This window comes from Chloroflexota bacterium (assembly GCA_016235055.1).
GTDB lineage: Bacteria > Chloroflexota > Anaerolineae > JACRMK01 > JACRMK01 > JACRMK01.
In genome coordinates, this window is record JACRMK010000033.1 from 1 (window position 1) to 13,622 (window position 13,622).

A 13,622-nucleotide genomic window follows, 5' to 3' on the forward strand; every position below is an offset into this window, starting at 1 on the left:
ATTGTTCGGCATCGACCTGAGCGCCGGCGGTCAGGCCGCGATCATGCAGCGCGCGGGCCAAGCGGCGCAGCCACGCGTCGCGGCGATCCAGGCGCAGATCCGTCAGAGTGTCGTGGTCGGCAGCGACGAGACCAGTGCGCGAGTGGATGGACGCAACCACTGGGAATGGGTCTTCCGGGCCGCGGGAGCCGTCCTGCACGTGATCCGGCCCAGTCGCGGGGTCGATGTGATTGAGTCGGTCATGGGTGACGCGCGGGTTGGCACCTGGGTCTGTGACTGCTGGGCGCCGCAGTTGCACGCACCGGCCGAGCGGTTCCAGTTGTGCCTGGCGCATCAGATCCGCAATCTGGAAGGCCTGCGCGCAAAGTGCCCGCACTTGCGTTGGGCCCGCGACCTGCAGGCGCTGTTCCGGGAGGCGATTCACTTGGGCAAGCGTCGACTGGCCCTGACGGCCGACGGCTACCGCCGACCGGTCTTGAGTTTGATGCCGTGCTGCTGAAATTGGCCCCAGAGGCCGCCGAGCGTGTACTGAATGCCGTGGCGCTCGCGCAGCCAGCGTTGGGCGTCCGCCAATTGCGCAATCCGACCGGCCCGCATTTCGGTTTCGAGGTCGCTCCAGGCAGTCGCTGTCATGTAAGGCTTCTGGCCGGGTGCGTGCTTGATCGTGAGCAGCCCGTCCAAACCGCTGCGCTGATATTGCCGCCACCAGCGCCGCAGTTGGCGGGCGCTGTAGCCCACCTGACTAGCGCAGGTCGCCAGACTGCGCACCTGACCGCGCTTGAGCAAACGCAGCGCATGCACGCGTAGCGCGGCGGGCTGGCCGCGCAGGGCTTTTTCACGGGCGGCTAGTTGTTCGACGGACTCGTGGATCGCCACCAGATAATTGGTCGGCATGTGCGTCACCTCGACACGTGATGCCGTCTATTATAGGACATTATCAGTCTGAAACAGTATTATAGCCCAACACAGGATACCTGATCTCTTTGGTCCCCGGCTCCAACGGCGATTGTATAACAAGACTGTTATCGCCTTTGACAAACATAGACCGGGGGTATGGCAGACCCACTTGGCGTGCCAATAAGAAATCTGTTGAGGCATTTACAATAACGAGATCGTTGACGACGAGTGTAAAACATGAAGGCGAATGAGCAAATGCCGGTGTTCCGACCCCAAGAAAACTCACTCCCCGCTGGGCACCTTTAGTTCTATATATTAGAAGAGCCCTATCTGCCATTCCGATTCTTGCAGCAATGTAGAAATTTGGAACGATCTGCCAAAAGTTTTGATCAAGATATTGGTGAAAACCTAGCCACAAACCAATCCTTATTTTGTCGAACCAGTCAAGCAGGATATCAAAGTCGACAGTTGAGACCCCGTTCAGCGCCAGCAATTTCTCCACAATAGGCTTTGCCCGAATTTCGAGCTTAGCAAATGACGCATTGCAATTATCGCAGGCGGGGAACTTAAACTGGTCAAACGCGAACTTCCCAAAAGGCTCTTGCTGGCTCATGAAGGGGCCAACATTGATTGGGCGCTTAGGATCACCCGTCATGCTAATGAGCCACCGAGGGATAACATGTTCGTTCGTCTTGGTCCCTGGCTTTCTTCCACAAAAAATGCAAACTCGTCTGCGAGCACGGTTCGTTTCTGCCACAAAGTCTTTGCCAGCCATTCCACACCTCATTGAGGCCAAGGACACGATTCTTCTGCCAAGAATGGTTAGTAGTATAAGATCTAGTTTAGCAGTCTGTCAATCCGTTTTGCGTTTTCGCCACATCGTATTTGCGCTTTACAACGATACTCTCCAATTACCGCTCACGTTCACTTGATGATCTTCCCCTCGCCCGGCACATAGCGTTCCGGCGAGAGGACGATGCCACTGTGCGACGTCTCGCGCACAGATTCGGCGCCGGGGGCGGGCGCGCTCTCCAGTTCGGCCAACCAGGCGCGCAGTTTTTCCTGTTCGTCGGGGTTGAGCGCGTAGCGCGTGGCGCGGTCGAGCAGGTGTTTGCCGAGCCAGCCGAGCGCTATGCGCCGCAGGTCGGCGGCGTCGCGGTAGGGCCGCCAGTCGGCGTACTGCGTCACGTCGCGGGCGAAGGCGTCGGCGGCGGGCGTGTGCAGCATCTCGCGGCGAAAGAGCGCGGGCAGGCGGCCGGCGCGCCGCGCGATCTGCCATTCGAGCCCGACCGGCGCGGTGATGTCTTCGCCGAGCACGAGGATATGCGCATCGGCGCGCGCGACGGCGGCAGCATCGAGCGGCTCGCCGGGGCCGGGCGTGAACGTCACTGCCCAGCCGAGCGTGGTCGGGATCGTGGTGACGGCGTGGCCGAGCACGCCGCGCTCGCGGGAGAGGCCCGGCGCGGCGGAGATGTAGAGGTTGATGCGGCTGCGAATGTCGTCGATCATGGAGAACCTCTATTTAACCGCAGAGAGCGCAGAGCACGCAGAGAGAAACCGGATAATCTCTGCGTTCTCCGTGTGCTCTGCGGTTAGCCTTTTCTTGGTGTTCCTTCGTGCGCTTTCGTGGCAAGGTTATATTCGCGTCGATTCGCGTTATTGGCGGAACCTTGTGTTTGTCTCTGCGTGCTCTGCGATCTCTGCGGTAAGGTTCGTTCGCGTTATTCGTGGATAGCAGAAAGCCCTGCCGCGTGGGCAGGGCTTGGTGACGCGTTGTCGATGGCAGGCGGCTACCTGAGGAAGCCAACCGTCTGCACCCAACTGATGACCGGGCCGGGCAGCACGCCGAGCACCAGAACACCCACCGCCGCGACGACGATGGCAACTTGCAGCGCGCCGGACGGCGAGCCGATCTGCACGGTTTCGTCGGCGGGCTTCGTGTACATAAGCATGACCACCCGCAGGTAGTAGCCGATCGAGATGACACTGTTCAGCACGCCGATGACCGCCAGCCAGAGCAGGCCCTGCCCGACGGCGGACGAGAAGACCAGCCACTTGCCCATCAGGCCGGCGGTCGGCGGGATGCCGGCCAGCGAGAGCAGGAACAGCAGCATCGCCGCGGCGAGCGCCGGGCGGCGACTGGCCAGCCCCGCGAAGTCCGAAATGGACAGGTTTTCCTTGCCGTCGCGCCCGAGCGCCAGCACGACCATCCACGCGCCGAGATTCATCAGCGAGTAGGCGACCAGGTAGAAGACCGCGGCTTCCAGCCCGCCCACCTGCTGGGTGGTGATGCCCTGCGAGCCGGTCGCCAGCGCGACCAGGATGTAGCCCGCGTGCGCGATGCCGGAGTAGGCCAGCATGCGCTTGATGTTGTCCTGCATCAGCGCGCCGAGGTTGCCGATCGTCATAGTCAGCGCGGCCAGCACGGCCAGCGCCGTACCCCACGCGGCCAGCAGGCCCGGCGCGGGGAAGGCGATGTACAGCACGCGAATCAGCGCCGCGAAGCCGGCCACCTTGGCGGCCGAGCTCATGAACGCCGTGGCGGCGGTCGGGGCGCCCTCGTATACATCCGGCACCCAGGCATGGAACGGCGCGGCCGCGATCTTGAATCCGAAGCCGACTAGCAGCAGCGCGATGCCGGCCAGCGCCAGCAGGTCGGTCGTACCGGCCGCCTTGAAGTGTTTGGCGATCTCCGGCAGGCTCGTCGTGCCGGCCGCGCCGAACGTCAGCGCGATGCCGTACAGCAGGAACGCCGAGGCGAAACCGCCGAGCAGCAGGTACTTCATGCCGGCTTCCGCGCTCTCGGGGCGCGCGCGGTTGAACGCCGCCAGGATGTACAGCGCCAGCGAGAGCAGTTCCAATCCGAGGAAGATCGTAATCAGGTCGCTGCTGGTCGCCATGACCATGCCGCCCACGGTCACGAACAGGGTCAGCACGTAGTACTCGCCGCGGTTGATGTTCTGCTGGCGCAAATACGCCATCGAGAACAGGATCGTCAGCGCGGCGATGCCGAGCAGAAGCAGCTCGATCACGAGGCCGAAGCCATCGAGCACGGCCATGCCGGCCAGCGTCGTGCCGCTGCGGCCCGACTGCAGGACGATGGCGGACAGCGCGGAGAGGACCACGCCCGCCAGCGCGGCGTAGGCGTTCCAGGCGCGCCCCTCGTCCGACACGAACTGGTCGAGCAGCAGCACGACCAGCGCCGTAATCGTCAGCACGACGATCGGCAGGATGATGGTCAGGTCAAGCGTGGGTAGGGTGAGTGGCATAGCGCATCCAGGTCGCCGGCGCGGTTACATGCGGAACAGGAAGAACAGCATCAGGAGCAGCGCGCCGACCAACGTCATAAAGGCATAGGATCGCGCGTAGCCGGTCTGCAGGCGGCGCGCGCCGCGCGCGGCGGCGGACGCCAGGGCGGCCGCGCCGCTCACCAGGCCGTTGTCGATCACGGCACGGTCGATCGCCTGGAAGGCGAAATCGGCCAGCCAGAGCGACGGCGCGACGATCAGCACATGGTACAACTCGTCCACGTACCACTTGTTGACGAGGAAGGTGTAGAGCGGGCGCATTGCGGCCGTCAACTGCTCGGCCAGGCCCTTGCGCCAGACGTACACGACGATCCCCAGCAGAATGCCGGCCACTGCGACGACCAGCGACGCGATGTTCAGCCAGCCCGGCATCGCCACGGCCGCTTCGCCGCGGCCGCCAGCCTCAAAGACCGGCTTCAGGAAGTGCGTGAACGGCCCGTCGCCCAGCCCGTTGAGCGCGATGCCGCCGACCAGCGACAGCGCCGCCAGCACCATCAGCGGCACGGTCATCGAGAGCGGCGACTCGTGCGGGTGGACATGATGCGTGTCGAAGCGCTCTGCACCGAAGAATGCGAGCACGGTCAGGCGTGTGACGTAGAAAGCGGTCATCAGCGCGGTCAGCAGGCCGAGCGCCCAGAGCAGCGGAAAGCCGTTGACGAACGCTTCATTGAGGATCTCTTCCTTGCTGAGCGCGCCGGCCCACGGCCAGACGCCTGCCAGCGCGGGCGCGCCGAACAGGATGAACGTCCACGCGGTGATCGGCATGGTCTTGCGCAGGTTGCCCATGCGGAAGATGTTCGTCTCGTTGTGCAGGCCATGCATGACGCTGCCCGCGCCGAGGAACATCAACGCCTTGAAGAAGGCGTGCGTCGTCAGGTGAAAGATGCCGGCGCTGAACGCGCCGACGCCGATGGCGAGGAACATGTAGCCGAGTTGGGAGATCGTCGAATAGGCCAGCACGCGCTTGAAGTCGCTGTTGACCAGCGCGATCGTCGCGGCGAAGAACGCCGTCAGCGCGCCAATCGTGGCGACAATCGCCATCGTCTGCGGGGCGAGCGCCAGCAGGGCATGCGAGCGCGCCAGCATGTAGACGCCCGCCGTGACCATCGTCGCGGCGTGGATCAGCGCGGAGACCGGTGTGGGGCCTTCCATCGCGTCGGGCAGCCAGACGAACAGCGGCAACTGTGCCGACTTGCCGGCCGCGCCGAGGAAGAGCAGCAGCGTGATCCAGGTGATCGTCGGATCGCCGACCTTGAACGCCTTTTCTGCCGCAGCGAAGACGTGCTCGAAATCGCCGGTGCCGAACAAGAAGAAGATCCAGAGCACGGCGATGGTGAACGCAAAGTCGCCGATGCGGTTGACGATGAACGCCTTCTTGGCTGCGTTGGCCGCTTCCGGCTTGAAGAACCAGAAGCCGATCAGCAGGTACGAGCAGAGGCCGACGCCTTCCCAGCCAAGGAACATCATCACGTAGTTGTCGGCCAGTACCAGCACCAACATCGCCGTGATGAACAGGTTCAGGTAGAAGAAGAAGCGGGAGAAGCGCTCGTCCTCGGCCATGTAGCCGGTCGAGTAGACGTGGATCAGGAAGCCGACGCCGGTCACGACACAGGTCATCACCAGCGACAGCGGGTCCACCCGGATGGCGAAGTTGACGTCCAGGCCGGGCAGCGGCATCCAGCGCCAGAGCGGCACGATCACGGCTGCTTCGTTGCGCGCGGCACCGAGGTAGCCGGACAGCACCACCAAGGCGACGACAAACGCCGCGCCGACCGCGCCGGGACCCACCCAGCGGGCCAGCGCGCGCCGGCCGGTGAAGGCATTGACGAGCGCCCCGAACGCCGGGAACGCGATGGCAAGAGGGATCAACTGGATCATGGGTAAGTTGCCTGCTGGCGCGACGGCCGCCGCATCAGCCCGAAAGTTGATTGATGTCGTCCACCTCGGTCGTGAGCCGCTGGTAGAACAGGTAGACCAGGATGGCCAGGCCGACCGCCACTTCGGCGGCCGCCACGGTAATCACGAAGAACACGAAGACCTGACCATCCACGGCGTTGCGGTACGCGGCAAAGGCGACGAACGAGAGATTGACCGCGTTCAGCATCAGCTCGATCGACATGAAGATCAGGATCACGTTGCGGCGCACGAGCACGCCGAGCACGCCGATCGTGAACAGGGCGGCCGAGACGATCAGATAGTGAGAAAGCGGGATCATGGCGGGCCTGTGGAACTATTTGCGCTTGGCGAGCACGACGGCGCCGATCATGGCGACCAGCAGCAGCACCGAGGTGATCTCAAACGGGTAGGCGTATTTGGTAAACAGTTCGGCGCCGATCGTCTGGATGCCGGCGAAGGCGAGGCCGTCGGGACCGAGCGCGGGCTGCGCGACCGTGCTGACCACGTACCCCAGCAGCGCCAGCAGGCCGATGGCGAACAACGGCGCGGCCGACGTCACGCCGAACAGCACGTCCTGCGGACGCTCGGCTTTCTCCGCATTCAGCATCATGATCACGAACAGGAAGAGCACCATGATCGCGCCGGCATACACGACGATCTGGATCATGGACAGGAAGGCCGCGCGCAGCAACAGGAAGAGCACGGCGACCAGCAGGAAGTTGGCCACCATGAACAGCGCGGCGTGCACGGCGTTCTTCGACCAGACCATCGCCAGCGCGGCGCCGATGGCCAGCAGCGAGACGAGGTAGAAGATCGTCTGTTCGTAGGGCAGCGAAGCGAGATCAGGCATGGCGGTCACCCGGCGGCGGGCATGTGCTGGCGAATCAGCGCGGCCAGCTCGTCCAGTTCGGGGCGCGGCGGGAACTTGGCGGCGGCGCGCATGCCGAGCCGCTTGATATCGTCGTCCTCGAACCGTGCGAAGATGTGCATGTGAAAGTGAAAGATTTCCTGCATCGCGGCGCGTCCGTTCGACTGCCACAACTGGATGCCGTCGGCGCTCACCGCGCGCTTGACGGCCCCGGCCACGTGCCGCGCCGCTTCCATCACGGCCGTCGCGTCGGCGGCGGGGATGTCGTGGATATCCACGCTGTGCGCCAGCGGCACGACCAGCACGTGCCCGCGCGTCGGCTGGTTGATATCCATGAACGCCAGCACGCGCTCGTCGCGATGCACGATGCTGGACGGCACGGCGCCGGCCGCGATGCGGCAGAAGAGGCAGCCGCTCATTGACCGAACCACTGCGGCAGGAACGCAATCGCGCCGGCCGTGATGACCAGCCAGCCGATCGCCAGCGGCATCAGCGTCTTCCAGCCGAGGTGCATCAGTTGATCGTAGCGCAGGCGCGGCAGTGTCGCGCGCAGCCACATGAAGATGAAGACGAAGACCGAAACCTTCAGCGCGAACCAGACCAGCCCCAGCACGGGGAACTGGTCGACGAATGGGCCTTGCCAGCCGCCGAAGAAGAGCGTGACAGCCATCGACGACTGCGCCATGACGGCCAGGTACTCGGCGAGGAAGAACAGCGCCCACTTCATGCTGGAGTACTCGGTGTGGTAGCCGGCGATCAGTTCGCTCTCCGCTTCCGGCAGGTCGAACGGCGCGCGGCCCGTCTCGGCGATTGCGCAGATGAAGTAGATGATGAACGCCGGGAACTGAAGGACGATGAACCAGAGCTTCGTCTGCGCCTTGACGATGTCGCCCAGGCTCAGCGAGCCGGCGGCCAGCAGCACGCTGACCAGCGCAATGCCCATCGGCAGTTCGTACGAGATCATCTGCGCCGACGAGCGGATGCCGCCGAGCAGCGCATACTTGTTGTTGGACGCCCAGCCGCCGAGCGTGATGCCATAGACGGCGAGCGACGACATGGCGAAGACGTACATCAGGCCAACGTTCAGGTCGGCGATGTACAGGTTCACCTGATAGCCGGCGATGTTGAGCGACGGCCCGAACGGGATCACGGCGAACGCCGAGATGCCGACGATGGCGGCAATGGCCGGCGCGAGGAAGAAGACCGGCACATCCGCGCCGGCGGGCGTCAAGTCTTCCTTGAAGATCAGTTTGAGGATGTCGGCCAGCGGCTGCATCAGGCCGAACGGCCCGACGCGGTTGGGTCCCAGGCGCGACTGCATGAACGCCTGCACGCGCCGCTCGATGAACTGGATGTAGGCCACGGCCGTGATCAGCACGAGCAGGATCACGACCAGTTTGACGACGATAATGAGGAACTCTTCTGGCATGGCGTCCTCGCGGCTAACGGTCCACTTCGCCGAGCACGATGTCGATGCTGGCGATACAGGCCACCACGTCGGCCACGTAGCGGCCGCGCACCATCAGGCCGAGCGCCTGCAAGTTGACGAACGACGGCCCGCGGAAATGGCAGCGCACCGGCCTGGCCGTGCCGTCGCTGACGATATACACGCCGAGTTCGCCCTTGGACGCTTCGATGGCGTGGTAGGCCTCGCCAGGCGGCGGCTTGATGCCCTCGGTGAAGAACTTAAAATGATGAATCAACGCCTCCATGCTGGTGGACAGTTCCTCGCGCGGGGGCGGGATGATCTTGCGGTCGCTGTGCCGCACCGGCATGCCCTGCATGTCCTTGAGGCGCGCCAGCGCCTGCTTGACGATACCGAGGCTCTGGTGCAGTTCCTGCACGCGGCAGAGGTAGCGGTCGTAGACATCGCCGTTGTGCCGCACCGGCACCAGGAACTGATAGGTGTCATACGAAGCGTACGGCATGTCGCGCCGCAGGTCCCAGTCCACGCCGCTGGCGCGCGCGTTCGCGCTGCTCAGGCCGAGGGCAATCGCATCGGCCTTCGAGACCACGCCGACGCCGATCGTGCGGTCCTTGAAGATCGGGTTCTCGGTCAGCAGGCGCTCATACTCGTCGAAGTGGGCCGGGAACGTGTCGATGATCTTCTGCACGTCGGCCTCGAACGAGGGTGGCACGTCGCGCAGCAGGCCGCCGATCCAGAAGTACGAGGCCATCATGCGCGCGCCGGAGACCGACTCGAAGATGTCGAGCAGCAGTTCGCGCTCGCGGATGGTATAAAGGAACGTGCTGACCGCGCCGAGGTCCATGCCCTGTGAGCCGAGCCAGACCAGGTGGCTCGCGATGCGCTGGAGCTCGGTCAGCAGGACGCGGATGCAGGTGGCGCGCGGCGGCGCTTCGATGCCGAGCAATTTTTCGACCGCCAGCGTGTACGCCAGGTTGTTCGACAGCGGCGAGAGGTAGTCCATCCGGTCGGTGACCGTCAACGCCTGCTGGTACATCAGCGACTCGGCGGTCTTCTCGATGCCGGTGTGCAGGAAGCCGACGTCCGGCATGGCGTTGACGACCGTCTCACCGTCCAGTTCCAGCACCAGCCGCAGAACGCCGTGCGTGCTCGGATGGTGCGGACCCATGTTGAGGATCAGCGTCTCGTCGGGCCCTTCTTCGAGCGTCACGCCGCGCGGCGTGGGGATGTAGTCAATCGAGGGTTTACGCATGGTCTGTCCGTCGGCGGCGCTAGCGCGTCGCATACTTCTTCTGGCGGTCGATGCGGTCGAAGTTGTGCGAGAACTGCACCTCTTCGTGGTACTCGCGCGCGTCCTTGCGGAGCGGGTAGCCTTCCCAGTCGTCGGGCAGCAGGATGCGCTTCAGGTTCGGGTGCCCGCTGAACATGATGCCCATCAGATCGAAGACCTCGCGCTCAAGGAAGTCGGCGGTCGGCCAGACGCTCACGACGGAGGCGACCGTCGGATTGTCGGCGGGCAGGCCAACCTTGAGCCAGAGGCGGTGCTTGTTCGCGTGTGAGAGCAGTTGGTAGTTGACGACGAAACGCAGGCTGTCGAAGCGCGCGTTCGGGTCGCGGCCGCTCGGCAGCGGCTCGACCTGCGTGGTCAATTGATCCAAGCCCGACACGTCGGAGAGAAAGGCATAAGTGAACTGCGGCTCGTCGCGCAGCCAGGTCGCCACATCGACGAGGAGATCGGGCGCAACCCAGACGATCGGCGCGCCGCGATACTCCAGCGTGTGCTGAATCGCGTCGCCGAACCTGGCCTTGAGGGCTTCAACTACCGTAGCATTATCCATAAGCGGCTAGTTCCAGTCGAGCACGCGCTGCTTCCAGATGTAGATGTAGCCGACGAGCAGGATTGCGATGAAGATCAGCATCTCGACGAAGAAGTACGGCGCGGCGAGCTTGTACACGACAGCCAGCGGATAGAAGAACACGACCTCGACGTCGAAGATGATGAACAACATGGCGACGAGGTAGAACTTGACGGGGAAGCGAATGCGCGCCGAGCCGATCGGCTGCATGCCGGATTCGTAGGTTTCGCTCTTGATCGCGGTCGGCCGGCGCGGCCCGACCAGCCACGACACGGCGACGCCGCCGATGCCCACGGCGCTGGCAGCAATCAGGGTCAGCAGAATGGGGACATAGTCGGCGAGTGTGGTCATGGGGAAACCGTCCGGGCAGAGTGCGTGAATCGTATCACAATTGACAGTGAAATCAAAATCATGCGCGCATCGCCGGCCGCAGGCCATCTTCGGTTCCGGCGCGCACCATTGTAGCACGCATGGGGGGGAGTTTCAAGCGCGAATCAGGGGTCGGGTTTCAGGTGTCAGGTGCCGGGGCGCGGGAGAATGAGGGGATGACAAGGTGAACGGGTGAGGCAGGCGTGCGCGGGGCGGTGCGTAGGGGCGCATTGCATGCGCCCGGCTTCGCCGGATGCGGGGCATGCGCAGGGCGCGAGGCACATGGCATGTGCCCTACGCTTGACGCCGCAAGGCCAGCACGAGCCCGCCGACAACGGCGACAATACCGGCGACGGTAGCCAGCGGAAGCGGCTCGGCGAGCAGCAGCGCGCCGAGCACGGCGGCGGTCACCGGGCTGAGCGTGAGGAACACGGTCACGTTGGTGGCGGCGGCGCGGCTGAGCGCCCAGAGCCAGAGGTAGTAGCCGATGCCGCTGTTGACGCCGATGAAGAGCACGGCCAGCCACGCGCCCGGCGTGAAGACCGGCCAACCCGCGCCCAGCGAGCCGTCGAGCGCGGCCATGACGGCCAGAAAGAGCACGGCCGCCGCCATCGCGTACGCGCTGACCGACACGGTCTTGTACTTACGCAGATACGGGCGATAGAGCACGCTGCAGATCGCGCCGGTCAGCACGCTCAACAGCGCGGCGATCTCCCCGGCCCAGCCGCCGCTGCCGCCGCCCGACAACGCCTTGTCGCCGAGCGCCAGCGCCACGCCGCCGATCGCCACGAGCGTGCCGGCCGTCTTGACGAGCGTCATGCGCTCGTAGCCGGCCAAAGCCTCAATCAGCATGGTCAGCAGGGGGAACGTGGCGAAGAGCAGGGCGGCGCGCGCCGACGGGATGAACTGCAAGGCGTAGTTGAGCAGGCCGACTACCACACCGAACTGCGCGACGCCGAGCAGGGCCATCGGCGCCCGGTCGCGCGGGGCGAAGCGCGGCCGCCCGGCCAACGATGCCGTGGCCGCCGCCTACTCGACACCAAACGGTTCCAACTGCGGCGCTTTCTCAGCTTCATCCGGCGCGCTCTCGAACGCGACTACGGCTCGCTCAACACCATCACCGCTACTGTCGCTCCCAGACCATGAAAATTGGATCTACTGAGGCTGGTTTTTCAGACTGTCAAGTTGAAAATTGGACTCTTTGACCGCTCTCTTCACAGCATCTCCTTTGCTAGATTGACACCTCCTTTCGATGACGGCAGGATGACCACACAGGCAAAAGCCGATGCATTATTCATCTGCTGTGCGCGGATGCGCACGTATGTTCTGCAATACTAGACACTGCTTGGGTCGATTTCAACCCGGAATTCCACAGGTTTCTGTGAGCGGGCTTTGTCGCACGCATGCTCTACGAATTTAGTCGATACTTGGAGAGAAAGCAAGCAAAACGCTTACAAGTTTTTGTAAGCTTGTGAGAAGGGTTTAAGTTCTCTTGCCGGGCAAAAGCTCTCGAGGGGCAAAATGGAGAAAAGGCATGAAGGTTGGCAATACCCTAAATTGGTAGAGGGTTAAAGTTTCTCTCCAGGTGTTGTTCAGCCGCGAACAGCGTACCGCACAGCGATTACTCCGTTGCGGAACGCTCGCTCTTCGATCAGCTCCAGGTCCGATCGCACGCCATCCGGGAAGAACCGTTTTCCGCCTCCGACGATGACGGGATGAACGAACATTTGGACCTCATCGACAAGACCGGCTCTAAGCGCGTGCGCGGCGAGATCGGGACCGTTGACAGTCATGTCGCGCACGGCATCGGTCTTGAGCCGCCGAACCGCATCGGGATCGAAGTCGCGCTCAATCCGCGTCCGCGCAGTGCGCGGCTCGTCCAGGGTCCTGGAGTAGACAATCTTCTCGGCTGCCTGCCACTGCCTCGCCCAGTCGAGCAGAAACTGCGGTAGATCGTGGGCTGTGTACCCTGTCTCCCAGTACACCATTGCGTCGTACATCTTCCGTCCGTAGAGATAGGTGCCGACTAACGACGTGAGATCGTTAATGTAGCCGTTCACCTCCTTATCGGGGGCGGTCCAACCGAAGCCGCCTTGCTCGTCTTCGACATAACCGTCCAGCGATGTATTCATCAAGTAGATCAGCTTAGCCATGCATTTTCCCTTTCATTAAATTAAATAGTCTCCAACTATCCTGCCAGCTTTCAGTATAACATATGTTCTAGACTGGCAATACCCTAAGCTGGACTTTGTCCATTGTTGCGCGTTGAAATGACACAAGGTAAGCTGATCAAGAGTTCTGGAGAGAATTCTTGGACCGAGGCTTACCTTGCCAAACGATTATAACACGCTGCTAGCGTTGTTCGCCGTACATTTCGATGCCCGCGTATGGAAACACGCACAGGTGCTGCTGACCGGAACCATTCTGGCGCGCGGCCAGCGCACGGTGTGCGCGGCCCTGCGCATCATGGGCCGGAGTGATGAGCAGCATTTTCAGAACTACCATCGCGTACTGAGCCGGGCGGTCTGGTCCTGCCACGCACTCGCCCAGACGCTCTTGCAGTTGTTGGTGCGCGTCTTTGTGCCCGACGGCCCCATCATCATGGGCGGCGATGAAACCATTGAGCGCCGGCGCGGTGCGCAGATCAACGTCAAAGGCATCTATCGGGATCCGGTGCGTTCGAGTCGCAGTCATTTCGTCAAGACCAGCGGTCTGCGCTGGATCACTGTGATGCTGCTGAGTCCGATTCCGTTTGCCCAGCGTATTTGGGCCTTGCCGTTCCTGACGATGCTGGCTCCGTCGGAACGGTTCTATGCCGACAAAGCGCGGGCGTACAAAACCATGCTCGATTGGATGCGCCGGGCCTTGCTGCAAGTGCGTCGTTGGCTGCCGGCACGCGCACGGGTGTTTGTGGGCGATAACAGCTATGCGTCGATTGCGTTTCTGTGGCGGCTGACGCAACTGGCCAACCCGATTAAAATGGTGGTGCGTTTCCGGATGGA

16 protein-coding genes are annotated in these 13,622 nt (G+C 63.1%); 2 read left to right on the top strand and 14 right to left on the bottom strand.

The features are described 5' to 3' along the window. The coding region (locus HZB53_08325; GenBank protein ID MBI5877640.1) for a transposase at positions 1-499 on the top strand (499 nt) is incomplete at its 5' end. Here the strand turns inward: HZB53_08325 and HZB53_08330 are convergent. The 14 genes from HZB53_08330 to HZB53_08395 all read right to left on the bottom strand — a co-directional run bounded on the left by HZB53_08330 (position 460) and on the right by HZB53_08395 (position 12,773). Then, entirely contained in the window at positions 460-894 is a 435-nt protein-coding gene (locus tag HZB53_08330) for a helix-turn-helix domain-containing protein (GenBank protein MBI5877641.1), read from the bottom strand. The two genes, HZB53_08325 and HZB53_08330, sit on opposite strands and share 40 nt — an antisense overlap. A gap of 43 nt (positions 895-937) precedes the next feature. Continuing rightward, positions 938-1,672: a hypothetical protein gene (locus tag HZB53_08335; GenBank protein MBI5877642.1), complete on the bottom strand. Its 735-nt coding sequence runs from the start codon at positions 1,670-1,672 to the stop codon at positions 938-940. 149 nt (positions 1,673-1,821) lie between these two features. Beyond that, entirely contained in the window at positions 1,822-2,406 is a 585-nt protein-coding gene (locus HZB53_08340; protein MBI5877643.1) for a hypothetical protein, read from the bottom strand. Between the two features lie 281 nt (positions 2,407-2,687). Then, the gene (locus HZB53_08345; GenBank protein MBI5877644.1) at positions 2,688-4,166 is read right to left on the bottom strand and encodes an NADH-quinone oxidoreductase subunit N; all 1,479 of its coding nucleotides are present in this window, start codon (positions 4,164-4,166) and stop codon (positions 2,688-2,690) included. Between the two features lie 24 nt (positions 4,167-4,190). Continuing rightward, on the bottom strand, positions 4,191-6,083 hold the full coding sequence (gene nuoL, locus HZB53_08350) for an NADH-quinone oxidoreductase subunit L (protein ID MBI5877645.1): 1,893 nt from the start codon (positions 6,081-6,083) through the stop codon (positions 4,191-4,193). Positions 6,084-6,117: 34 nt separating this feature from the next. Further along, positions 6,118-6,420 carry an NADH-quinone oxidoreductase subunit NuoK gene (nuoK, locus tag HZB53_08355; GenBank protein ID MBI5877646.1) on the bottom strand — a complete coding sequence of 101 codons (303 nt, stop codon included), beginning with the start codon at positions 6,418-6,420 and terminating at the stop codon, positions 6,118-6,120. A 15-nt stretch (positions 6,421-6,435) separates the two neighbouring features. Then, a complete protein-coding gene (locus HZB53_08360; GenBank protein MBI5877647.1) occupies positions 6,436-6,951 on the bottom strand; it encodes an NADH-quinone oxidoreductase subunit J in 516 nt (171 codons plus the stop codon). A gap of 5 nt (positions 6,952-6,956) precedes the next feature. Then, positions 6,957-7,388 (bottom strand): HIT domain-containing protein, encoded by a 432-nt coding sequence (locus HZB53_08365; protein ID MBI5877648.1) that lies wholly within the window; start codon positions 7,386-7,388, stop codon positions 6,957-6,959. Then, positions 7,385-8,398, bottom strand: coding sequence for an NADH-quinone oxidoreductase subunit NuoH (gene nuoH / locus HZB53_08370; protein MBI5877649.1), 1,014 nt, complete (start codon positions 8,396-8,398; stop codon positions 7,385-7,387). The genes HZB53_08365 and nuoH overlap by 4 nt, the downstream gene beginning before the upstream one ends. 13 nt (positions 8,399-8,411) lie before the next feature. Continuing rightward, positions 8,412-9,647 (bottom strand): NADH dehydrogenase (quinone) subunit D, encoded by a 1,236-nt coding sequence (nuoD, locus tag HZB53_08375; protein MBI5877650.1) that lies wholly within the window; start codon positions 9,645-9,647, stop codon positions 8,412-8,414. Between the two features lie 19 nt (positions 9,648-9,666). Further along, complete coding sequence (locus tag HZB53_08380) at positions 9,667-10,233, bottom strand: NADH-quinone oxidoreductase subunit C (protein MBI5877651.1); 567 nt, start codon at positions 10,231-10,233, stop codon at positions 9,667-9,669. Between the two features lie 6 nt (positions 10,234-10,239). Then, positions 10,240-10,602 carry an NADH-quinone oxidoreductase subunit A gene (ndhC, locus tag HZB53_08385; protein MBI5877652.1) on the bottom strand — a complete coding sequence of 121 codons (363 nt, stop codon included), beginning with the start codon at positions 10,600-10,602 and terminating at the stop codon, positions 10,240-10,242. 312 nt (positions 10,603-10,914) lie between these two features. Further along, positions 10,915-11,589 carry a DMT family transporter gene (locus HZB53_08390; protein MBI5877653.1) on the bottom strand — a complete coding sequence of 225 codons (675 nt, stop codon included), beginning with the start codon at positions 11,587-11,589 and terminating at the stop codon, positions 10,915-10,917. Between the two features lie 623 nt (positions 11,590-12,212). Beyond that, positions 12,213-12,773: a dihydrofolate reductase family protein gene (locus HZB53_08395; protein MBI5877654.1), complete on the bottom strand. Its 561-nt coding sequence runs from the start codon at positions 12,771-12,773 to the stop codon at positions 12,213-12,215. Positions 12,774-12,948: 175 nt separating this feature from the next. Here HZB53_08395 and HZB53_08400 point away from each other — a divergent pair. Then, positions 12,949-13,622: transposase (locus tag HZB53_08400; protein MBI5877655.1), on the top strand; the 674-nt coding region annotated here is incomplete at its 3' end.